At 70.8% G+C, this 20926-nt stretch carries 21 protein-coding genes and 1 pseudogene; 11 read left to right on the plus strand and 11 right to left on the minus strand.

All coding sequences use genetic code 11. The features are described 5' to 3' along the window. Positions 1-137: 137 nt before the first annotated feature. From ACFVUY_RS38670 to ACFVUY_RS38680, 3 genes are read left to right on the plus strand one after another with little or no spacing between them, the layout of a single operon-like run. A complete protein-coding gene (locus tag ACFVUY_RS38670; protein ID WP_375875771.1) occupies positions 138-1073 on the plus strand; it encodes a TauD/TfdA family dioxygenase in 936 nt (311 codons plus the stop codon). A gap of 51 nt (positions 1074-1124) precedes the next feature. Next, on the plus strand, positions 1125-2120 hold the full coding sequence (locus ACFVUY_RS38675) for a TauD/TfdA family dioxygenase (protein WP_387736781.1): 996 nt from the start codon (positions 1125-1127) through the stop codon (positions 2118-2120). Further along, positions 2117-2809 (plus strand): 4'-phosphopantetheinyl transferase, encoded by a 693-nt coding sequence (locus ACFVUY_RS38680; protein WP_387736782.1) that lies wholly within the window; start codon positions 2117-2119, stop codon positions 2807-2809. Before ACFVUY_RS38675 ends, ACFVUY_RS38680 begins: the two co-directional genes overlap by 4 nt. A gap of 206 nt (positions 2810-3015) precedes the next feature. On the opposite strand, the gene ACFVUY_RS38685 is transcribed toward ACFVUY_RS38680, so the two are convergent. Genes ACFVUY_RS38685 through ACFVUY_RS38695 form a run of 3 tightly spaced genes read right to left on the minus strand, consistent with a single transcriptional unit; the run spans position 3016 to position 5715 of the window. After that, positions 3016-3774, minus strand: a complete 759-nt coding sequence (locus ACFVUY_RS38685) for a DUF4097 family beta strand repeat-containing protein (protein ID WP_387736783.1) — start codon at positions 3772-3774, stop codon at positions 3016-3018. A gap of 4 nt (positions 3775-3778) precedes the next feature. Next, a complete protein-coding gene (locus ACFVUY_RS38690; RefSeq protein WP_380660045.1) occupies positions 3779-4423 on the minus strand; it encodes a response regulator in 645 nt (214 codons plus the stop codon). Beyond that, positions 4414-5715, minus strand: a complete 1302-nt coding sequence (locus ACFVUY_RS38695; protein WP_387736784.1) for a sensor histidine kinase — start codon at positions 5713-5715, stop codon at positions 4414-4416. The genes ACFVUY_RS38690 and ACFVUY_RS38695 overlap by 10 nt, the downstream gene beginning before the upstream one ends. A 265-nt stretch (positions 5716-5980) precedes the next feature. On the opposite strand from ACFVUY_RS38695, the gene ACFVUY_RS38700 reads away from it, so the two are divergent. After that, positions 5981-6286, plus strand: a complete 306-nt coding sequence (locus tag ACFVUY_RS38700; RefSeq protein ID WP_375875778.1) for a hypothetical protein — start codon at positions 5981-5983, stop codon at positions 6284-6286. Positions 6287-6293: 7 nt separating this feature from the next. Here the strand turns inward: ACFVUY_RS38700 and ACFVUY_RS38705 are convergent, their stop codons facing one another. Beyond that, entirely contained in the window at positions 6294-7019 is a 726-nt protein-coding gene (locus tag ACFVUY_RS38705; RefSeq protein WP_375875779.1) for a BTAD domain-containing putative transcriptional regulator, read from the minus strand. A 204-nt stretch (positions 7020-7223) separates the two neighbouring features. Next, complete coding sequence (locus tag ACFVUY_RS38710; protein ID WP_387736785.1) at positions 7224-8402, minus strand: IS701 family transposase; 1179 nt, start codon at positions 8400-8402, stop codon at positions 7224-7226. A 276-nt stretch (positions 8403-8678) separates the two neighbouring features. On the opposite strand from ACFVUY_RS38710, the gene ACFVUY_RS38715 reads away from it, so the two are divergent. Next, positions 8679-9248: a TetR family transcriptional regulator gene (locus ACFVUY_RS38715; protein WP_387736786.1), complete on the plus strand. Its 570-nt coding sequence runs from the start codon at positions 8679-8681 to the stop codon at positions 9246-9248. A gap of 39 nt (positions 9249-9287) precedes the next feature. Here the strand turns inward: ACFVUY_RS38715 and ACFVUY_RS38720 are convergent, their stop codons facing one another. Continuing rightward, positions 9288-10271 carry an NAD-dependent epimerase/dehydratase family protein gene (locus tag ACFVUY_RS38720; protein WP_387736787.1) on the minus strand — a complete coding sequence of 328 codons (984 nt, stop codon included), beginning with the start codon at positions 10269-10271 and terminating at the stop codon, positions 9288-9290. After that, a complete protein-coding gene (locus ACFVUY_RS38725; protein ID WP_375875783.1) occupies positions 10256-10885 on the minus strand; it encodes a ScbR family autoregulator-binding transcription factor in 630 nt (209 codons plus the stop codon). Before ACFVUY_RS38725 ends, ACFVUY_RS38720 begins: the two co-directional genes overlap by 16 nt. Before the next feature lie 106 nt (positions 10886-10991). Here ACFVUY_RS38725 and ACFVUY_RS38730 point away from each other — a divergent pair, with 106 nt between their 5' ends. The 5 genes from ACFVUY_RS38730 to ACFVUY_RS38750 all read left to right on the plus strand — a co-directional run bounded on the left by ACFVUY_RS38730 (position 10992) and on the right by ACFVUY_RS38750 (position 17706). After that, entirely contained in the window at positions 10992-11939 is a 948-nt protein-coding gene (locus ACFVUY_RS38730; protein WP_387736788.1) for a ScbA/BarX family gamma-butyrolactone biosynthesis protein, read from the plus strand. A gap of 247 nt (positions 11940-12186) precedes the next feature. Beyond that, positions 12187-14061, plus strand: a complete 1875-nt coding sequence (locus tag ACFVUY_RS38735) for a hypothetical protein (protein WP_387736789.1) — start codon at positions 12187-12189, stop codon at positions 14059-14061. Positions 14062-14570: 509 nt separating this feature from the next. Then, positions 14571-15674, plus strand: a complete 1104-nt coding sequence (locus tag ACFVUY_RS38740; protein WP_375875786.1) for a bifunctional DNA primase/polymerase — start codon at positions 14571-14573, stop codon at positions 15672-15674. Beyond that, entirely contained in the window at positions 15671-17305 is a 1635-nt protein-coding gene (locus ACFVUY_RS38745; protein ID WP_387736790.1) for a phage/plasmid primase, P4 family, read from the plus strand. Before ACFVUY_RS38740 ends, ACFVUY_RS38745 begins: the two co-directional genes overlap by 4 nt. Beyond that, complete coding sequence (locus ACFVUY_RS38750; protein ID WP_331768794.1) at positions 17302-17706, plus strand: DUF6009 family protein; 405 nt, start codon at positions 17302-17304, stop codon at positions 17704-17706. The genes ACFVUY_RS38745 and ACFVUY_RS38750 overlap by 4 nt, the downstream gene beginning before the upstream one ends. Positions 17707-18082: 376 nt before the next feature. On the opposite strand, the gene ACFVUY_RS38755 is transcribed toward ACFVUY_RS38750, so the two are convergent. From ACFVUY_RS38755 to ACFVUY_RS38770, 4 genes and pseudogenes are all read right to left on the minus strand, one after another. Further along, positions 18083-18631: a hypothetical protein gene (locus ACFVUY_RS38755; RefSeq protein WP_387736791.1), complete on the minus strand. Its 549-nt coding sequence runs from the start codon at positions 18629-18631 to the stop codon at positions 18083-18085. A 593-nt stretch (positions 18632-19224) separates the two neighbouring features. Next, complete coding sequence (locus ACFVUY_RS38760) at positions 19225-19602, minus strand: hypothetical protein (RefSeq protein WP_387736792.1); 378 nt, start codon at positions 19600-19602, stop codon at positions 19225-19227. Beyond that, positions 19571-19975, minus strand: coding sequence for a hypothetical protein (locus tag ACFVUY_RS38765; protein ID WP_387736814.1), 405 nt, complete (start codon positions 19973-19975; stop codon positions 19571-19573). The genes ACFVUY_RS38760 and ACFVUY_RS38765 overlap by 32 nt, the downstream gene beginning before the upstream one ends. A 138-nt stretch (positions 19976-20113) precedes the next feature. Then, a pseudogene (locus ACFVUY_RS38770) lies at positions 20114-20224 on the minus strand (hypothetical protein); the annotation flags it as partial. Positions 20225-20238: 14 nt separating this feature from the next. Here ACFVUY_RS38770 and ACFVUY_RS38775 point away from each other — a divergent pair. Then, complete coding sequence (locus tag ACFVUY_RS38775) at positions 20239-20889, plus strand: Imm21 family immunity protein (protein ID WP_387736793.1); 651 nt, start codon at positions 20239-20241, stop codon at positions 20887-20889. Positions 20890-20926 lie beyond the last annotated feature (37 nt).

Consider the following 20926-nt stretch of genomic DNA (forward strand, 5'->3'; position numbering starts at 1 on the left):
TTGGATCGGCCCTATATTCAAAGGATTGAATTTTGTAGACGGAATATAGAAAAGCGAAAGATCCTCTCTACTCAGTGATTCCGTGCGCTTCTCGCGGCGGAGGTGCCGCCGATGGCGGAGAAAGGGAAAAGGCTGTGATGACGGATCGCCTGGCGTGGAAGCCCCTGGAGATCGGCCCGGAGAGTTCGGGCGTGGCCGGCGACGCGGAGGGGCTCCTCGCCGAGCTCCGGCGAACGGATGTCGCCGCGCTGCTGACCGAACGGAAGGCACTGGTGTTCCGGGGCTTCGGCATCACCGAGGAGACGCTCGGCACCGTCATGGACGAACTGCTGCCGAACCGGGCGGCCTACGTCCACGGGAACTCACCGCGGACCAAGGTCGGCCGGAACGTGTACACCTCGACGGAGTACCCGGCCGAGTTCGTCATCTCGATGCACAACGAGCTCTCGTACGCCCATGCCTGGCCGGAGCGGCTGCTGTTCTTCTGCGCCGTCCAGCCCGGGACCGGCGGGGCCACCCCGGTGGTCGACGCCGCGCTGTGGCTGGAGTCGCTGGACGCCGAGGTGCGCGAGGCCTTCGCGGGCGGCGTCCGCTACACCCAGAACCTGCACGGCGGCCGCGGTCTCGGCAAGAGCTGGCAGGAGACCTTCGAGACCGACGACCCGGCGGAGGTCGAGCGGTTCCTGGCCGGCGCCGAGGCCGAGTGGCAGTGGCGTCCCGGCAACGCCCTGCGCGTGGTCCAGAACCGCCCCGCCACCGTGAGGCACCCGGTCACCGGCGCGGAGGTCTGGTTCAACCAGGCCGACCAGTGGCACCCGGCGATGCTCGGCGCGGACGCCGCCGCCCTGGCCAGGGTGATGCCCGCCGACGAGCTGCCGCAGTCGGTGAGCTTCGCCGACGGCGGCGCCATCCCGCCCGAGTACGTCACCCAGATCCGCGACCGCGGTCTGGAGGCCGCGGTCGACGTGGACTGGCGCACCGGCGACCTGCTGCTGATCGACAACCTCCTGGTCGCCCACGGCCGCCGGCCCTTCACCGGCGACCGCCGCGTCCTGGTGGCGATGTCCAGCTGAGGCCCTGACCGCCCGTACGGCCCCTAGAAGATCGGGAGAAGAGGAAACCCCATGACCACACTGCTGCCTGAACCGGTTCTGGCGCCCGCCGACAACCGGCTCACGCTGACGCTGTCCGAGCAGGAGCGGCGCGAGGTCGCGCTGCTGGCGACGCAACTGGCCTACACCGCGCCGCGGCTGATCGACGACCCCGTGTGGGTGGAGGCGGCACGGGAGCTCTCGTGCCGGCTGCCGCACCGCCTGCAGGAGGTGATCCGCGCCTACCGCCACGACCCCGGCGAGGACGGCATCCTCGCGCTGCGCAACCTGCCGGTCGTCGAGGAGGAGCTGCCGTTCACCCCGGCCGTACCGGACTCGGTCGAGCGCGAGGCAGCCGTGCCGGCCGCGATCGCCGCGCTCGTCGCGCTGAACCTCGGGGAGATCGTCGCCTACCACGAGGAGAAGTTCGGCGCCCTCGTCCAGAACGTCGTGCCCGTTCCCGGCCGGGAGACCTCACAGAGCAACGCCGGCTCCGTCCCGCTCGAACTCCACGTGGAGAACGCGTTCCACCCGCACCGCCCCGACTTCGTCGGACTGCTGTGCCTGCGCAACGACCGCACCCGCACCGCCGGCACGCTCGTCACCTCGGTGCGCAACACCCTGGGCCTGCTGCCCGAGCACGTCGTCGAGGTGCTGGGCCAGCCGCGCTTCCGCACCGCGCCGCCGCCGTCCTTCGGCAGCGGGGACTCCGGCCCGGTGCACCCGGTGTTCAGCGGCAGCCCGGCGGACCCCAACGTCCGCGTCGACTTCCACGCCACCGAGGCGCTGGACGAGGAGGCCGGGTCCGCCCTGACCGCGCTGCGCGACGCCTTCCTGCGGACCGCGCGCACGCTCGTCCTCCAGCAGGGCGAGATGGCCTTCGTCGACAACCGGGTCACCCTCCACGGACGCACCGCGTTCGAGCCGAGCTACGACGGCTTCGACCGCTGGCTGCACCGCACCTTCGTGAACCTGGACAACCGCCGCACCCGCGGACGGCGGCCCGGCAACGGCAGCGTCCTGGTGTGAGCGGCGGCGCGCTGGTCGCGGACCTGTTCTCCCCGCCGGTCGAGGTCGCGGAGGCGTTCGCCGACCTCGACGGGGTCCCGCTCTTCCCCGAGGAGCGAGCGGTTCTCACGCACGCCGTGCGGCGTCGGCGCCGGGAGTTCGCCACCGTCCGCGCCTGCGCCCGAACCGCGCTGGCACGGCTGGGGACGGCCCCGGCGGCTCTGGTGCCGGGGCCGTCCGGCGCCCCGTCCTGGCCGCCCGGCTTTGTCGGCTCCATGACCCACTGCCCCGGGTACCGGGCCGCCGCGGTGGCACCCGCGGCCACGGTGGCCTCCCTGGGCCTGGACGCCGAACCCGACGAACCGCTGCCCTTCAAGCTGGGGATGGTGGCGGTCGAGGAGGAGCGGTCGATGGTGGCGGTCCTCCTCGACCGCCGCCCCGACGTGCGCTGGGACCGACTGCTCTTCAGCGCCAAGGAGAGCGTCTACAAGGCCTGGTACCCACTGACCGGCAACTGGCTGGACTTCGACCAGGCCGTCATCACCTTCGAGGCCGACTCCCCGGTCTTCACGGCCCGTCTGCTGGTACCGGGCCCCGTCGTGTCGGGTGTGCGGCTGGCCGGCTTCGAGGGGGCCTGGTCCGCCTGCCGCGGACTCCTGGTGACGGCGGTCACCGTCCCCGCCGACCCGGCACTCGCCGGGAGCGGTTGAACACCCACTGCTCGACACCCTGCCCGTCACGACGCCTCCGGCCGCCGCTCCCCGCGCGGACCGGGGGCGTCCGTCTGTCCCCGGGAAGGGTGGTGACGGAGCCCAGACCACCGGGGGTAATGGTCTGGGCTCCGTCCGGACCGCCACCGGCTCCGGCGGCCGCGAGAATGGCGGTCGCCGTGCTGCTCACCGGTGGCGGTGGTCTCTCAGCGGTGGATGTCGATACCGCCGCTGTTGGTCTTCACCGTGACGCTGTGCTTGGAGTTCCGGTCGATCGGCAGGTCGATCTTCGGGGAGCTGTTCGCGCTCTGCGCCTGGATGTAGTAGTCCGAGGACGGCAGGGTGATGTCCACGCCACCGTCGTGGGTGGTCACGTTCGCCGTGGTCGGGGCGGCACGGAAGGCGGCCCGGACCTCGCCGTCCTTCGACGTCGCGTCCATCGTGTCCGAGCCCGCGCCTGCCACCTTGATCTGGCCGCTGCCGCTCTTCAGGGTCAGCGGGCCGGAGGGGTTGGTGAGGTCGATGGCGCCCGAGCGGGTGGTGATGTCGAGGCTGCCGGCCAGGTCGTGCCCGGTGGTCCAGGAGTCACCGGAGGACACCTTCGCCGCGAGCTGGGCGGGCAGCGTGATGTCGAGCTTGATGTCGCAGTCGCCCGAGCACGACTGCGAGACGGTGATGGTCCCGCCGGACGTACTGGTGGTGACGGTCGGCGGGCTGTCGGTGTACTTGCCGGTCGCCGTGACGTGCACCGCGGAGTCGTTGCTGGGGCTCAGTGAGACGCCCGCGTTGGCCGTGTTGACGGTCAGCAGCGTGACGGAGGCTGCGTCGGCCTGGTCGGTCTGGGAAAAGTCCTTGCGACCGGGCAGCACCTTGAGCATCGTCCAGGCGCCCGCCCCAATGACGACGAGCAGGACGAGCAGCGCGGTACCCGTGATGAGTGACTTGTTGTTCTTGCCAGAGGACATGCTTTCAAGCTCCCAAGTAGCGTAGGACAGCCAGGACCCGGCGGTTCTCGCCGTCCTCCGGGTGCAGGCCGAACTTCGTGAAGATGTTGCTGATGTGCTTTTCGACTGCGGCGGGCCCGACGACCAGCTGGGCGGCGATCCCCGAGTTGGAGCGGCCTTCCGCCATGGCGGACAGCACGTCCTTCTCCCGGGGGGACAGCGAGCTCAGCGGGTCCTTCCTGCGGCTGCGGGCCAGCATCTGCTTGACGACCTCGGGGTCCAGCACGGTGTCCCCCAACAGCACCCGCTTCAGCGCGCCGACGAACTCGTCGACGTCCGAGACGCGGTCCTTCAGGAGGTAGCCGACTCCCTGCCCGTCGTCGCCGATCAGGTCGACGGCGTAGCTCTGCTCGACGTACGCGGACAGCACGAGCACCCCGACATCCGGCCACCGGTTGCGGATCACCAGCGCGGCGCGCAGGCCCTCGTCCACGAAGGTCGGCGGCATCCGCACGTCGACCACGCACACGTCGGGCCGGTGTGTGGCCACCGCCCGCAGCAGGGCCTCTCCGTCACCGACCGCCGCCAGGACCTCGATGCCCTGTTCCTCGAGGAGGAGCACCATGCCCTGCCGCAGCAGTGCGGAATCCTCGGCGATCACTACACGCATTGCATTTCCACCTCGATCGTGGTCGGTCCGCCCACCGGGCTCGTGACCGTCAGCTTTCCGTCCAGCCCGGCCACCCGGTCCGCCAGACCGGTGAGGCCGCTGCCCCGGGCGGGATCGGCACCGCCGATCCCGTCGTCGCCGATCGCGACCATCAGCCGGTCGCCGATCCGCCGCACCAGCACCCAGGCGCTGGTCGCCGCGGAGTGCTTGCCGACGTTGGCCAGTGCCTCGGTCACCACGAAGTACGCGGCTCCCTCGACGGTGGCGGACGGCCTCGGCTCCACCTCGACGTCGACCGTCACCGGGATCGGCGAGCGGGCGGCCACCGCGGAGAGCGCGGCGTCCAGGCCCCGGTCAGTGAGCACCGGCGGGTGCAGGCCCCGGGTCAGGTCCCGCAGCTCGACGATGGCCTGGCGGGCCTCGTCGCGAGCACTGTCGACCAGTTCCGCAGTGGCCTCCTGGCCGGAACCCTTGAGCCGGGAGCTGACCCGTCCCAGGGTCATCGCCATGGCGACCAGCCGCTGCTGCGCACCGTCGTGCAGATCCCGCTCGATGCGCCGGCGTTCGGCCTCCGCCGCGTCCATGGCCCTGGCCCGGCTCTGCGTCAGGTACTCGACCCGGCGGGTGAGCTCCACGTCCCGACCCGGGGCGAGCAGGGACCGGGCGATGCCCGTGTCCATGGCCAGCAGGGCGCGAACCGCGACCGGTGACACCGTAGCACCGAGGATCAGGCCCGCCATCGCGACCGCCAGGGCGGTCAGCGGATTGTCGACGACCAGCGGGCCGATCGCCGCCTGTCCGTTCGGCAGGCCGAAGTAGTAGAAGGGCAGCAGCGCCAGCATCACCGGGCCGGCCCACAGGAGCGCCACCGCGAAGATGTTCAGCAGCGACACCGGCATCAGCAGGGTGAAGTACGCGGCCTGCCGCCAGACCGGCTCGCTGCCGAGGACCGAGGCAGTGGACTGCAGCGGACGCATCGACAGCTCGGGGGCCTCCTGCCCGGCGATCTCCACTCCGGTGAGCATGGCGAACCTGCTGCGTTCGACCCGCGCCAACCGGTGCAGCGCCCATCCGGCGCCGACCACGAGGGGGATTCCGGTGAGGGCGACGGGCAGCAGCATGATGCCGGTCGCCAGCAGCGCCAGGACGGCGAAGCCGGCCAGCGCCATGACCCCGTCGGTGGCCAGGTGCGCGGACGCCAGCCACAGTTCGGGGGTGCGCAGTGCCCTGAGGGGGTTGTGCGACAGGCCCCGGCTCCCGGGTACGGCCGTCGGCCTCGGGTTGTCCATCATCAGTTCTCAGCCCCGTCGTCCGTCGGGGCCGGCCCATCGGCGCTTCTGCTCGTCCACGGCCAGCCCACGCTCCTTGCTCATCCATCTGCTGAACTCCGGGAAACAGTAGGTGTGGGGGCCGCGTCGGCGGCACAAGGGCAACCCACGGACATGGGGTAGGGAAAACCCACCGCGGGTCCGTGGGTCTCCATGACTGCCCGCGGTGACCGCGACCGGCAGAGTTGTGGACGTACCGACCAACCAGCCGAGAACGGGAAACAGGCCGATGATGACGACCGCTCAGACGTCGCGTGGTGATCTCAACGACAAGTTCGGCGACCTGATCGACGACCGCGTCGCGGAGGCGGTCGACGCGCTGCTCGACGACAGCCTCGACGCGGCGGTCGCCGGGCGGCTCGGCCGGTACCGCCGCCGGTCCTGGCTGCTGATGGTCGTGCTGGTCGCGATCGTGTCCGGGCTGTCCGTGGCACTGGTGGACAGCCCCGGCCCGCTGGCGGCGATGTGGGTGGCAGCCGCGGTCATCTGCGCCTGCCAGGCGCACGTCTGCCGGCCGTACGGTTCGTGGCGGTAGGCGGTCATCAGGCCGCGTCGCCGAGTTCGGGGCGGCCCATCAGGATCCCCTGGTAGACCTCGCGCAGTTGGATGCCCGGGTCCACGCCGAGTTCCTCGGCCAGGAGCCGGCGTCCCTGGTGGTAGAGGGCGATGGCCTCCGACTGGCGGCCGCAGCGGTGCAGGACGAGCATCAGCTGCGCCCTCACCCGTTCTCGGAACGGGTACTTGGCCACCAGCCGGAACAGGTCGGGCACCACGTCCTCGTAGAGTCCCAGGGCCAGGTTCGCCTCGATCTGCCCCTCCATGCTCACCACCCTCGCCTCCGTCAGCGCGGCGGCCTCCTCGCTGAGCAGGTACTCGGTGGTGTCGGTGAGCACCGGTCCGCTCTGCAGGTCGAGGGCATCGGTGAAGTACCGCGAGGCCAGCCGGTACCGGCGGTTGGCAAGGGCGGACCGCCCCTGTGCGGAGAGCTGGGTGAACTGCTTCCAGTCGAACATCGCCGCGCCGATGGACATCGCGTAACCCTGGCCCTGGCGGGCGATGTTGGCGTGTCCGGCGAAGGCCTTCCGCAACCGCGAGATGTACGTGTAGATCTGCGCGTCGCTGGTTCTCGGCGGCCGGTCGCGCCACAGCACGTAGCTCAGTCTGTCATCGCTGACGACCTGCTCCCCGGCCAGCAACAGCGCGCTGAGCACCGTCTTGGGCTTGGTCCCTCCGAGATGGACCTCCTGCCCGCCGACGCGGACGCCCACTGGTCCCAGGATGCGGAATTCCACTGCCGTTGACACGCAACGTCCCCCATGCCGTAGCGACGGGTCTCGTGGACCCGTGATCCTGGCCGGGCGGTCGTGCACCCGACCCTCAAATCATAAAGAACATTCGCTATGTTTTCAGAGCCCGGAGGCGCACATCCCGCGACTTCGGGAAGTCACCGGGCCCCAGCCGTACCCGCCGGCTCACCCTGCCGCTGCCAGCGCCTGCGCGGCGACGCCCCGGCCGAGCCGCTGGTAGGCGTAGGAAGCGGACACCATCGTCATGTGGTGGTGCCAGCCCGGGAACGAGCGCCCCTCGAAGTCGGTCAGCCCGAAGTCGGCCTCCAGCCGGGCCGTCGTGCGCTGCGCCACCGCGTGATGGAGCGTCAGGTCGCAGAGGTTCTCCGGCCGGGCGTGGGTCAGGTTGGTCAGCCACAGCCGTGCCGGGCCGCGCGAGCCGGGGGTGCGGACGCTGAAGAGCCGGTACTGCCGCGGGATCCCGGGTGCGTCGGCCAGTCCGACGGTGCCGCCCAGGACGGTCACCACGCGGGCCTGCCCGGCCGGGGAGACCACGGCGCTGCGCCCCGCCGCGTCCGCCCACCCGCCGGACGGCAGGGAGCGGACCTCCGCCACGGCGGGCTGCGCCGCGCCCGCACGCTGCGACTGGACGCCACCACGGCCGCCGACCGTGACCCGCAGGCCCGCCGGGACCGCGACCACGAAGTCCCGCTTGCGCAGCCCGAGTCCGTGCACCAGCGCCTCGGCCCCGCCCTCGCCGCTGAAGTCGGCCACCACCGGCACGGGAGCGGCCCCGGCCGCCGCCACCGCGTCGACCAGTTCGAGCGCCTGCCGCGCCGCCGAGCAGCGGCCCACGTCGTCGGGGATCCTCGTGCGCTCCCTGCGCTCGGCGTCCTCGGTCCACGAGGACGGCAGCAGCAGTCTCCAGTCGACCGGAACGGCCTCGTCGAGTGTTGCCAGGAAGGCCCCGAGGCCGACCTGGCAGGTGACCGAGCGGCCGCTGGCGGGCACGAAGCGGCGGTGCACTCCGCAGGAGTGCTCGCCCCGCTTGCGGAGCACGGCGGTGTCGATCACCAGCGCCCGGGCGGCAAGGCCCTGCCCCGTCCACCTGGCCAGTTCCGCACGAACCGGGGCCCATTCCCAGGGGCTGCCGTTGATGAACTGGTGCAGCGACTGGAGCACCCTGGGCGCGTCCTCGGCCCCGGCCGCGAGGCGCCGCACCGACTTGCGCCCCGGGGTGTCGAGCATGCCGCGCAGGTAGACGTGCGCCCAGCGGCGCTGGTCCACGCGCGGCAGCGCGTCGAAGATCCTCTCGGTGAACCCCAGGACCGAGACACCGGAGCCCGGCAGTGCGGTTGTGAGCATGACATGACCTCCCCGTGCTCGCACTAGACTGGCGCGCACGGCAAAATAATAGCGAACACCCTCTTTTTTTTGTTGGGGGTACCTTGTCGTACTGACGCATCGTCGGGTGGAGCGCGCCTCCGCGGGCAGCGGCGGTCGGCCGAACCGGCCGGGTTTCCATCGAACCCGGCACATCTTCGGCAACTCGCGCTTGCCGGGAGGCTCGTGCGCTGCGCAGTCTTGCTACTGGCTAACGGTCTTGGGCTCGGAGAGAGCATGGTGAAGCAGGAGAGGGCGATGCGTACCCGCAACGTCCTTGTACGGGCGGCGGCGTCGCGGTTCGCCCACAACGGTTACGAGGGCACGTCCCTGGTGCAGATCAAGCAGGCGGCCGACCTGTCGATGGGAGCGCTGACGTTCCACTTCAAGACCAAGGGCGAACTGGCCGACGCGGTGGAGGAGAGAGGAAGGTTCGCGGTGCAGGGCACCCTGGAGCGGGTGACAGCGCTGCCGGCCCCGCCGCTGGACCTGCTCACCAACCTGACGGTCGAACTGTCCCGCCTCCTGGAGAAGGACGTCTTCGTCCAGGCGACGGCGCGGCTGGGACGCGAGCGGTCGGACTCGCCCAACTGGTCGACGTTCTGGCTTCCCGAGATCAAGCGGCTGGCCGAACTGGCGCACGAGAACGTGGAGTTGCTCCCTCCCGCGGCGCCCGACGACGTCACGGCCCTGGCCCGGATGCTCGTCGCGGGCGCCGAGACCCTGATCCGGGACGACGGGCCCGACGCGTCCCCCGAGGCCGTCACCGCCGAGCTGACGCGGGTGTGGCGCCTCGTCCGGCCGCGGATCTCCGACCCCGGCCGGTGAGGCGCCCTCCCGGGTACCCGGGAGGGTGGGAGGACGGGATCAGCCAGACCGGAGCGCCGCCAGGTGCGAGCGGTACCACCGCGCCGCTTCCCCGATCCGGACCAGGGGGCCCGGGCCCGGCCGGCATCCGGCCGTGGTCCACACCTCCTCGGACCGGTACCAGTGATCGCTTGCCAGCAGCGCGAACTGACGCTCGCTCACGCGCCCGGGTACCTCCTCCAGGCGCCGCACGCACTCGGCCCAGCCGAGGTCCCGCTCGACCCCCGGCAGGACCCCGTGTCCGGCCAGCACCTCCATCAGGTCCCGGTTGCGCACCGGCACCGGATGACTGGCGTGGAACACCTCGCCGGCCCCTGGGGCGGGCCGGGCGGCGAGGTCGGTGACCAGCCGGGCGAGGTCGGTCACGCCGACCATCGACAGCAGGCCCCGCCCGCCGTCCCAGCGCGCGGGCACCCGCTCGACGAGCTCGGCCAGCGCGGCCACCACCCAGCGGTCCCCCGGGCCCACGATCAGTCCCGGCCGCAGCACCGTCGCCCCGGCAGCCAACGCGGGCCGCTCGGCGGCGAGTCGGGTCCGGCTGGCCGCCGAGACCGGAGCGGGATCGAGTTCACCGATCGCGGCGCCCCGGTGCGGCCCCGGCCCGTAGACCGCCGCCGTGGAGAGGTGCACGATCCGCCCCACACCGGCCCGTATGGCCTCGGCCATCAGCGCCTCGGTCCCGGCGACGTTGACCGCGGCGCACTCGGACTCGTCCGGGCTCAGCGACGCGGCCAGGTGCAGCAGCACGTCCGCCCCCTCGCAGGCCCCGCGCAGCGAGGCCGGGTCCGCCAGGTCCGCGGCGAACCACTCGCCGTCGGCCTCGGCCGCAGGGCGCCTGCCGACCGTCCGGACGACCGTCCGTGACGCGGCGGCATCCGACCGGTCCCCCGCGCGCCGGCCCCGGAGTTCGCGCAGCACCGCCGAACCGACGAAGCCGGTGGCACCGGTCAGCACGACGCGACGCGCCGTTACGCCTTGGCCCACTCCGCCTCCTCCACCCGGGCCCGAAGGCGCGCATGCGCCTCCGGGGTGGCGACCGCCGGCAGCAGGTAGCGCCACAGCGCGGCCACGCGGTGGGCGAGGTCCTCCCGCCCGGTCGCGATCTGCGAGAAGAGCTGGGTGCCGCTGTAGGAGCCCACGACCACCTGGGCGAACTCCTTCTCGTCCACGTCGGGCAGCAGCTCGCCGCGGCCTCGCGCCACCAGCAGCTGCTCGTGGAACTGGTCCACCCACTGCTCGTACGGGGTCGCGTCCTGCAGGCCGATCTCCCCCTGCTCGACGGCGAGCCGGACACCGGCCCGGAACACGACGTTGCGCCGCAGCTCCCGGGCGACGTGGAAGGTGATGTCGATGATCCGCTGCAGCCCCTCCTCCCCCGCCGGGATCTCCACGTGGTCCTGCTGGCTGTTCATCACGGCCAGGGCGAGGCCCTGCTTCGACTTGAAGTGGAAGTACATCCCGCCCTGGGTCACGCCGGCGCGATCCATGATCTTGCTGATGCTCGCACCGCTGAAGCCGCACTCGTCGAACACCTCCGCCGCCGAACGCAGGATCACCTCCCGCGTCCTCAGCGCCCGTTCCTGCTTGGGTTCCGCCATCAGTCCTCCCGCCCTCGGTCGACAAACATAACGAACACCCTTTATTTTACATCCGGCCCCGGTCATTGCCGTCCGGAGGCCTTGGTTTGCTTAGGGGGAGGCAATCATGCTGCTCGAACACGTTCGTCCGGTCACGGCCACAGGTCCCGTCCTCACGACCACGGTGGCCCGCGAGTACGTCCACCGTGCCGCGCTCTCCGAGGTGTTCCTCAGCGGCTGGCGCAGCACCGGCCAGGACACCTTCGTCGTCACCGCCCAGTGGCCGCGCAGCCACAGCTTCTACCTCTCGGAGCAGGGACTGCACGATCCGTTGATGCTCTGCGAGACGGTCCGGCAGACCCTGCTGCTCCTGACGCACACCGCCTACGGCGTCCCCTTCGGACACCAGATGAGCTGGTCGCACTTCTCCTACGAGCTCAGCCCCGGCGCCCTGGCCATGTCCGTCACGAACGCCCCCGCCGAGATCGAACTCCACGTGACGGCCTCGGAGATCAGCTACCGCCGCTCGGTCCCGGTGGCCCTGACCATGGACTTCCAGGTCCTTCGCGACGGCGTCCCGCTGGCCACGGCCAGCACCCGTTTCGGCAACCACGCGCCCGCGCTCTACCAGCGGCTGCGCACCGGCCGCGGTGACGTCGAGCGCATGTTCGCCGACGCGCCCGCCCCCACCACGCCCGTCACCCCGAGCATCGTCGGCCGCGACCGGGCCCGGGACGTCGTGCTCAGCCCCACCGACCAGTCCGGCAGGTGGCAGCTCAGGGTCGACACCGCGCACCCCGTGCTGTTCGACCACCCCGTCGACCACGTCCCCGGCATGGTCCTGCTGGAGGCCGCGCGCCAGGCCCTCCACTCGCTGGAGCCGGGCAGGAGCGGAACCGTCCCCGTCTCGATGGACGCCGTGTTCCACCGCTACGTCGAGTTCGACAGCCCCTGCTGGATCAAGACCACCTCCAACGCCCCGCATTCCGGCGAAGGGCGCTGTGTGAACGTCACGGCCTGGCAGAACGAGCGTCTCGCGTTCTTCGCCAAGGTCGCGACCGCCCCGCTCGCCTGACAGTCCGCAGAAACGGGGTGGCGGCGGCCCCCGCCACGGGTGGCCGCCGCCCCGACGACCGCGTTTCAGGCGCTGCCAGGCACCTGGAACGCGGTCCAGAGATCAAACCGCCCACCGAGCGCCAACTCAGTGGGCCGAGCCCGTCCGGGCGCCAACCCGGACAACAACGAGGTTCTGCCGAACCGAAGCCGATGAAGGCTTCTGCCTCCCGATACGGAGACATCCACATGACACGAACACAGGGACCGTGCCACCCGACTGGAGTGATCCAACTCCCGTACGGGCCAGACATGTCACATGTACAGGCAATATAATGAAGCAAAATCCACGCGATTTCCAGCCGTCGCACGATATCGCCGCCTGGAACGGGCTGCCCCCGCGACAGCGCCGACAACGGGTCAAAGTCCCCATCCGCATCGTGGAGTCCCCGTTCTACGCGGACGCGGCGCTCAGCGTCTACGTCAAGATCAAGGCACTCGCCCAGCGCCCCGAAGGCTGCACCGCCGGCGCCCGCACCCTCGCGTCCTACCTCGGGCTGTCGAAGTCCACCGTCGAACGCGGCATCTCCCAGCTCCGCTCCAGCGCGCCCGACGGCGTGATCGAACTGCCGGAGAACACCCGCCGCTCCATGCCCGGCGGCTGGGGCACCACCTGCCTGCGCCGGGTGCGGCCGATGACGTCCTCGGAGCGCTTCGTCTGGCTGCCCGTCGCCGCCTGCGAGGACCTCACGTCGCGCCAACTGCGCGCGTACGCCGCCATCGCCTACGCCGTGGCCCTGAAGATCGCCCTGACCGAGGCCGAGCTCGCCGGCTACCTGCGCCACCACACGGGCAGCCGCGCGGGCACCCCGATCACCACGGAAGCCGCCGGGAAGGTGATCGACGGCCTGGAGGCCACCGGCTGGATCACCGTCGAGCGCCGCGCCGGCACCCAGGGCCGGCATCTCTTCACCCTCGCCACGGTCGAACCAGAACCCCGCCCCGGCGACCCGTTCGACCTCTTCGCCACACCCGCGTCTCCTGTTGTTGGTGACGGATCGGGTCCCCGCGTTGATGACGGATCGCTCGCGTACAGAGAAGACCCTATGACTGACCGACCCGAGGACGAACGTCCGCTTGTCCCACCCGCCGGAGGCGAGATACCGGTAGATGCGTCGGTGCACGGCCGCCCGGCCGTGCACACGGAACCGGTGCCCCCGGGTGAGCCGGTGGCGGCTCGACTGCCGAGCCCGCGTCTCGCGCTCCGCGCGGGGCAGCACCCCGACAGCAACGCCCCCGAACTCACCTACAGCCCCCGCATCCACGCTGCCCTCGAACCCGTCCGCTGGCTCCTGCCCCGGGCCAACACCTTCACCCAGCGGCTCATCGGCCGCGAGGCCGGCCGCCAGCTGCGTACCGGCACCGACGACGCGAGGCTTCGAGCCCGCCTGACGGCCCGCCTGGCCGCCACGACGCCATCGGACATCCGGGACGTCGGCCGCTGGCTGCTGGGCGTCGCACTGCCCCGCTGGGGGTGCCCTGACCCCGACTGCGAGACCGGAGTGCTGTGGTCCTCCGGTACTGCGTGCCGGACGTGCCGGGAAGTCATCACCGACCGCCGGGCCGCGTCCCGCCCACCGGTGGTGCCCTTGGCACCCGCCGACACCGCCCCCACCGGGCCTGACCGCCTCCCGAGGCTCGGCCAGTGCTGTCCCGGCTGTGAACGCCCCCGCCCGGTGGGAACGTCAGGTCTGTGCGGCGGGTGCCGGCACACCTCGAAGGCCACCACCGCCACGGCAGTCCCGGCCGAACGCTGCACCGGCGACGGCAGCGCACGCTGCGACCGGCCCGCGGCGAACGACGGCCTGTGCTGGCGTTGCAGGGTCCGGAGGACCTCTCGGGCCGGTACCGACTCGTTCCCCTCGGCTGAGGCCGGGCAGCCGGAACCGGATCCTGCGGCAAGTCGGTACCAGAGTCGCTTCGGTCGCTCGGTCGCTGCCCACGGGGGTTCACCGGTTCCGGTGCCGGCGGCTCGGCAACCCTCGGCAGCAGAACTCCTGGGCAGTCCGCCGGCTCCCTTCGTCCTCGGTGGAGCTACTGAAGCGACCCAAGCGACCGAACCCGACACCTTCAGCCGTGCTTGACACGCGCGACACGCCGCCGTTCTGTCCGGAGGGGCTCAGTCGCTTTCAGTCGCTGAGCTTCAGTCGCTGGACAAAACCCCAGGTCAGAACCCATATACTCACCCGATCAGCGACTGAAGCGACTCAAGCTCGGGTATATAAAGACATTCCCGTGTGCGTGTGTGCGTTATAGACCCGGGCTTGAGTCGCTTCAGTCGCTGATGGGCTCGGAAAATGGCTTCTACCTGCGGAAACGTCGGAGCACCGGAACCAGCGACCGAAGCGACTCGGTCGCTGGCCAACGGTTCGGTCGCTCAGTCTTCCCACGGGCTCCGCCGGTTCGGGCTCGTATGTCCTCGCTCGGCTAGTCTGTGTGAGCTATCTTCTGGACTTCGGTCGCTTCAGTCGCTGATCCGGCATCCGCCAGTGCTCTGACCTGGCTTTTTGCCTTCAGCGACTCAGCCAGCGACTCAAGTCCGGGCAGCTACCGAGCTACCGATCAGCTACCGAACCAAGGGGAAGGGACCAGCGTGACGGCGCCGAAGGCCGTGGGGAGCGACCGAGCGGAGCGTCAGCCGGAGGCGCTCGCCGTCGCTCGCTGGTGTGCCGCCCAGGGGTGGCCCGTCCATCCGCTGGCTCCCGGACGCAAGACCCCGCCGGCCAACTGTCAGGCCTGCCAGGACTCCCCGCACTCCCCCACCGAGTGCATCTGCCCCCGGGTGGGTCGCTGGTGCCACGGCTTCCACGCCGCCACCGTCGACCAGGACGTCATCACCGCCTGGTGGCGAGTCAACCCGGACTTCGGTACGGGCGTCGCCTGCGGCCCTGCGGGCCTGGTCGTCATCGACGTCGACAGCCACCCGGGCCCTGTCCCCTCCCGGGACCGGATCCTGCCAGGCATCCCGATCCACGAGCACGTCAACCTCGACGGCCTGGAGAACGGCTACCACACCCTCGCTCTGCTGGCAGCTCTGCGCGGAGCTCCCGACCCGGCCGGGGACACCGCGACCCTGAGGGTGCGAACCCCCTCCGGGGGCCTGCACATCTGGTACCGCGACCAGGCCCACCACCGGTTCGCCTGCTCCGCAGGCTCCTCCGCCGGCCGGGCCCTCGCCTGGCAGGTCGACGTCCGTGCCCACGGCGGCTACATCGTCGCTCCCGTCACGGCGACCGCCAACGGTGTCTACACCCCGCTGCCCGGTGCCACGGTCCCCGCGCCGCTCCCCAGGTGGCTCGCCGAGGAACTCATCCGCACCGGCCACCTCAAGGACCAGCCCGGTACGCACAGCGTCCCCCAGCAGGCCGTCCCCCACCGGGGCCGTCAGGCCGTCGTGGCCGCCGGTGGCGGCAAGCGGGGTGCCGATCGGGTCCTCGACACCGTTCTGCAGGACGTCACCGACTGCGCGGGCACGGCCGAAGGGGTCGGGTTCACCGGCAAGCTCAACCGCGCCGCCTTCACCGCCGGAGGCCTGGTCGCCGCCGGGCACCTCACCCACGCAGCCGCCGAGCGGCTGCTCACCGATGCCGCACACACCGCCCGCCCCTCCCAGGACCGGCACAGCTCCGCCGTCATCCGCTCCGGCCTCGCCGCCGGTGCCCGGCAGCCCCTGCACATCGGGAAGGCGCGCGGATGAGCGACAGCACCCGTAAGAGGACGGTCTTCGACCCCGTGGCCGCAGCGCAGCAGATCCTGGAGTACCCGCCGGTCCCGGGTCCCTCGCAGGCCCCCTGGCACGGCACCGCCGTGCAGGAGAGCCTCTTGGAGGAACCTGCCCCCGTGGCGGCCCAGCAGACGCCTGTTCAGGCCGTCCAGGGCCCCTCGACGGCCTCACCGGTCATTCAGTCCACCCCCGCCCCCGCAGGCCCACAGGCGAGCCCGCAGGGCCTCCTGCCGGACTCCCTGTCGGACCGCGGAAACGCCAAGCTCTTCGTCCACCTCTACGGACGCGACTACCGCCACGTCCCAGGACTCGGCTGGTACCGCTGGGCCGCCCACCGCTGGCAGCTCGACGAGGACGACACCGTCCTGTGGGCCGCCGGCGAGATGGCCGAGAGCATCGCCACCCACGACCCCCGCGGCGTCTACACCAACACCGACCTGCGTCGGCACCGCCGCCGCGCCCTGTCCACCTCGGGTATGAACGCCATGCTCGCCCAGGCCAAGTCCGCCCCGGGGATGGTCCTCAACGCAGCTCTCCTGGACGCCGACGCGTACGCCCTGTGCACCCCGAGCGGCGTGGTCGACCTGCGCACCGGCGCCATCGTGCCGCCCGACCCGAAGGTCCACCACCACTCCCGCTCCACCACCCTCGCCCCGTCCCGGATGCCCACCCCGCGCTGGAACCGCTTCCTCACCGACACCTTCGGCGACGACAAGGAAGGCCGTCAGACCCGCGACTTCCTCCACCTGCTGCTCGGCTACTCCATCAGCGGCGACGTCGGCGCCCAGGTCATGCCCTTCCTCTACGGCCAGGGCAAGAACGGCAAGTCCGTCCTGCTCGACGTCATGATCCAGCTCCTCGGCGACTACGCCGACGCGGCCCCGCCCGGCTTCCTCATGGCCAAGACCTTCGACGGCCACCCCACCGACCTCGCCGAGCTCCACGGCCGCCGCATCATCGTCTGCTCCGAGCTCAAGCCCGGCGACCGCTTCGACGAGGCCCGGGTCAAGCTGCTCACCGGCGGTGACAAGATCAAGGCCCGCCGGATGCGCCAGGACTTCTTCTCCTTCGAGCCCACCCACAAGCTCTGGCTGCTCGGCAACCACCGCCCCGAGGTCGGCACCGGCGGCTTCGCCTTCTGGCGGCGCATGCGCCTGATCCCGTTCGAACGGGTCGTGCCCGAGGAGCGCAAGATCGACAACCTGGCCCACGTCCTCGTCGCCGAGGAAGGACCCGGGATCCTGGCCTGGCTCATCGAGGGCGCCCGCCGCTACTTCGCCGGGGAGAAGGACCTCGCCGGCCCCCAGGCCGTCCAGACCGCCACCACCGCCTACGCCGAGACCGAGGACCACGTCGGCCGTTTCCTCAAGGAGGCGTGCGTCACAGGCGAGGGCATGCGTGCCGAACAGTCCCAGCTCTTCGGCGCCTACACCCGTTGGTGCGGCTTCGAGGGGGCCAATCCCGTATCCGGGCGTGCCTTCGCCGCACGAGTTCGAGAGACACTGGGTATGACATCTCCCAAGGAGATGGTCCTGTCCAACAGCCGCAAGTACTACCCGGGCATCGGCCTGATCACCGACGACACAGAGGAGCACAACGCGTGAGCGCGCTGATCGACCCGGCCGAGCTCGCCCACGAAACCGACCTCGTCTGGCTGGAGGACACCTCCGACCTCGACTACGTCCGTCAGTCGCTGGACCGCCTCACCACCCGCCGCGGCCGCCCGGCCTACCACCGCGACGGCCGCATGGTCGGCTACGCGATCCTCGGCCCCGACGCCAAGTCCTCGCGGGCCTCCGGCACCTTCCGCCGCCGCGTCTTTTGGCTCCTGCCGCACGACCGCGACCAGGACCCCGAGGGCCTCTACACCACCGGCGCCCCCTCCGAGGCCGTGGACCCGCGCACCGTCGCCCCGGGCGTCAAGGGCTACAAGACCGAGCGCTCCGAGGGCGGCCCGGCCTCCCCCGCCATGCTCGAACTGGGGATAACGCTTCCGAAGGCCTGACGGCCGGCCCGGCGACGCGGGGGCGGGAGAGGGGTGGCTCGGAAACGAGCCGCCCCTCTGTCATGTACCGAAGCGGAACTCGGCGAATCGGACTCGGCGGCCGGCCCACGAGGGCAGGTGCTGGGAAGTCGTCGCTTCCCGCTGAGAGAGGCCGCAGTTCGGTTTATGGGAGGCGGTGCCGGTGTCCCGCTCCTGCGTCACCGAGTCGTACTGATCGCCCGCCTACGCCGTAGGCACACGGGCCGACCTGCCATCGACCCGGGATGATCTCCGCCTACGAAAAATCTTGCCAGAGCCGCAAACATCCTCATCACGGCACGTATGACGACCGTACCGGCGCCCCGATCCTCGATGGCCGACGCAACGGCCGGCGGTTCTACTGCTCCGGCGGTACGACAGGCCCGGGCAGGTCGAGGACCCGGGCGAGGGCTGCGGTGACGGGAGCCCGGTGGCCGGGCGGTAGGTGCCGGTGGGTCCAGTCGGTGGCCAGCGTGAGGAAGCCAGCCAGGTCGCGTTCGGCATCGGCTAGCAGGCGGCGGAGTTCGGTGACGGACAGTTCGATCACGGGGCTGTCGCTCTGCTCGGCGTCGACCGTGAGCCGGACGGTGCCGCCGAAGCGCTCCGCGACCGGTGACACGGGGTCGTGGCCGAACCAGAGCACGCCGTCCTTGTCGACGAGTTGGTGCCAGGTACGCCAGTCCTCCAGGCCGTCGCAGCAGCCCGGCAGGAACGTGGTGCCGGTGGAGTCGTCGGTGACCCGCAGACCGCCGGCTGCGAAAAGGGTGTCGAAGGTCAGCAGTCCGTGGAGGAAAGAACCAAGAGGATCGGCAGGCCGGGGCGGGCGGTCGTTGTCGGTGCCGTCCTCGGGGTCGATGTCGTTGCAGCCGGCGATGCGCATCACGGCCGTCCCGACTTCGGTGGGCAAGAGCCCACCGCTGAGGGGCAGGAAGGCGCCTGGCCCGACCTCGGCGACGGGCCAGAGGTCGAAGCCGCCACGGACGCGGGTCTCTAGGACGGGCTGTATCACGATCACCCGGCGAAGTGTGCCGCATCACCTGCCCGTGATGCCTCCCGATTACGCCGGGCCGCCTCGCATCCGGCGAGCGTGAATCAGCACGGGAACTGAGCCCTTTCGGGGCCCGGACCATCACGACGGGACCGGACGCATCGACCGAGACCACCGACACATCGGCCAAGTGCGGCAACAGCGGGGGCAGGTCAACGGAACACCGTCAGAGGCTGCCCACCATCGGCAGGAAATGATCTCCGGCTACGAAAATCTTGCCAGAGCCACGTTCAGACGTACGCCGACACCGACCACTGCTCGCTTGGGGCGTGGGGCAAAAGCGCTGGTTGCGGGCGCAGGAGGCAGCGACTCCCGCGCCGTTGCCGGGGACCAGCAGGTGCCTCCCGTTCTCGTGACGAACTGACTTCACGACTCGGGTCCTGGTCCAACTTCTGGCCGACTTCTGTGGTCGGTTGCGGTGAATGATCTGCTTGGTTGCTCCAGGTCCTCGATCACCAGATCTGCACTCCACCACGGATCTGCGACGCCCGCTGAGCGGCATCGAGGATGTTGTTCAGTCGATCGCTGATCTCGCCGGCGCGCTGCGCGACGGGCTTGGGCGACTCCATGCGAGCGGCGATGGACTCGATGTTGTCCTGGAGTAGGAGGACTTCCTGGATGAAGTCCGGAACGTCTTCTGGGGCGATACACAGCGTGTCGTTGGCCAGTTGAGGGAAGAACCGAGCGCCGAGCGAACAGACGGTGTCCGATCCCCAGACCGCGGTGCGCCAGCTCTCGAAGCCAGCAAGATCCGACGACCCTTCGGGAACGTCGAGGAAGCGGGACTCGCCGCTCTCGTCAGCGGTGAACACATCGACCAACAAGCTCATGCGCGCAGTGGACCATGTCCTTGTCTGGGCGGTCCACGGCTTTCCCCTCGGCCGGGCGAGACGGGCACGGGCTGGTCTTCGATCCCGGGCGTTCGGCCAGCCAGGCCGCGACAGTGCCAGCCTCGCGATCCGGCAGTAGGTCCACCGGCCTGCGGTTCTCGACGTCGACCAGCACGGTCCCGTGGACACGGCCCTTGCGCATCGCGTACTCGTCGACGCCGACCACACGCGGGACCTGTGGCGGGGATTCCGGGAGAGCGTCGACCAGTCGCAGAACCGTGTTCCGGCTGACCCTCGCCCCGAAGACACCGGCCAGCCGGGCACCGGCGCGACCGGCCAGGACGAGGCCGACCTCGGCCAGCACCGAACGCATTCGCTCGGTCCGTCGGCTGCATCGCCGGGTCAGGCCCGCGACCTGCTCGACGAATGTCCGCCGCCCGCAGGAGACGACTTCGCACGTGAAGCACCGGATACGAAGTCGCAGCACCACCCGCCGTCCCGCCACGGGCAGGCCAGCGGGATAACGCAGGCAGGAGCCGTGCACCCGCCCGGACCAGCTACCGCAGCCTGGGCACCGAGCCCCGGCTGTCCGGCATCCGACACCAACTCGGAACCTCGCCATCGTCCTGCACCGACTTGACCCTGATCCCCGGAGCCGACAGGAAGAGCAGCTCCCCCAGCCGGAGCAGTACCTCGCGCACAGCCCAGAACCATCAGCCCGAACCCACTCAGCACCGGCAGTTTCCAGACGATCTCGCGAGACCTGACAGCGACCAGCCGGACGACTACGACCGGGCCAGCGGGGTCGAGGGCCTGGCCGAGGTGATCGGCCCGCGTGGCCGGGGCGACGTCTCCGCGCTGGTGCTGGGCGATGAGCCCGCCACCACCCGCTACCTGCCCGAGCAGAGGGCCTTCATGCGCTGGCTCGCTGCCGACTCCGCCGCCGAGTTGCTCGCCGCTGCCGAAACGGCGCTGAACGACCCGGCGACGCCGCGGGAGGAGTGCGGCCTCTGGGAGACCGACGGACCGGCGGTCCTCATGGACTCCGCCGAGGCCGGCACGAACCTCGGCATGCCCTACCCGGACGGCAGAGGCGAACCGGACCCAAGCCCCCGTCCACCTACCCGCAGGACGCCGGCGAGTCCGCGCGTTCCAGAAGACCGGCAACTCCCCCTGGATCAGCGTGCTTCAGCTCCTTCCGCAGGCCGACAGCCAGTCGACAACGACTCCTTGACCCGAACACCGAGCTCGCACCCGCAACCGCGAAGGGACGGTCAGGGGCGCTGAGATGGTCCCGAGCGGCCCCCCACATCGCCTCACGGGC

Source organism: Kitasatospora sp. NPDC058063 (assembly GCF_042885395.1).
In the GTDB taxonomy this organism is placed as follows: domain Bacteria; phylum Actinomycetota; class Actinomycetes; order Streptomycetales; family Streptomycetaceae; genus Kitasatospora; species Kitasatospora lactacystinica.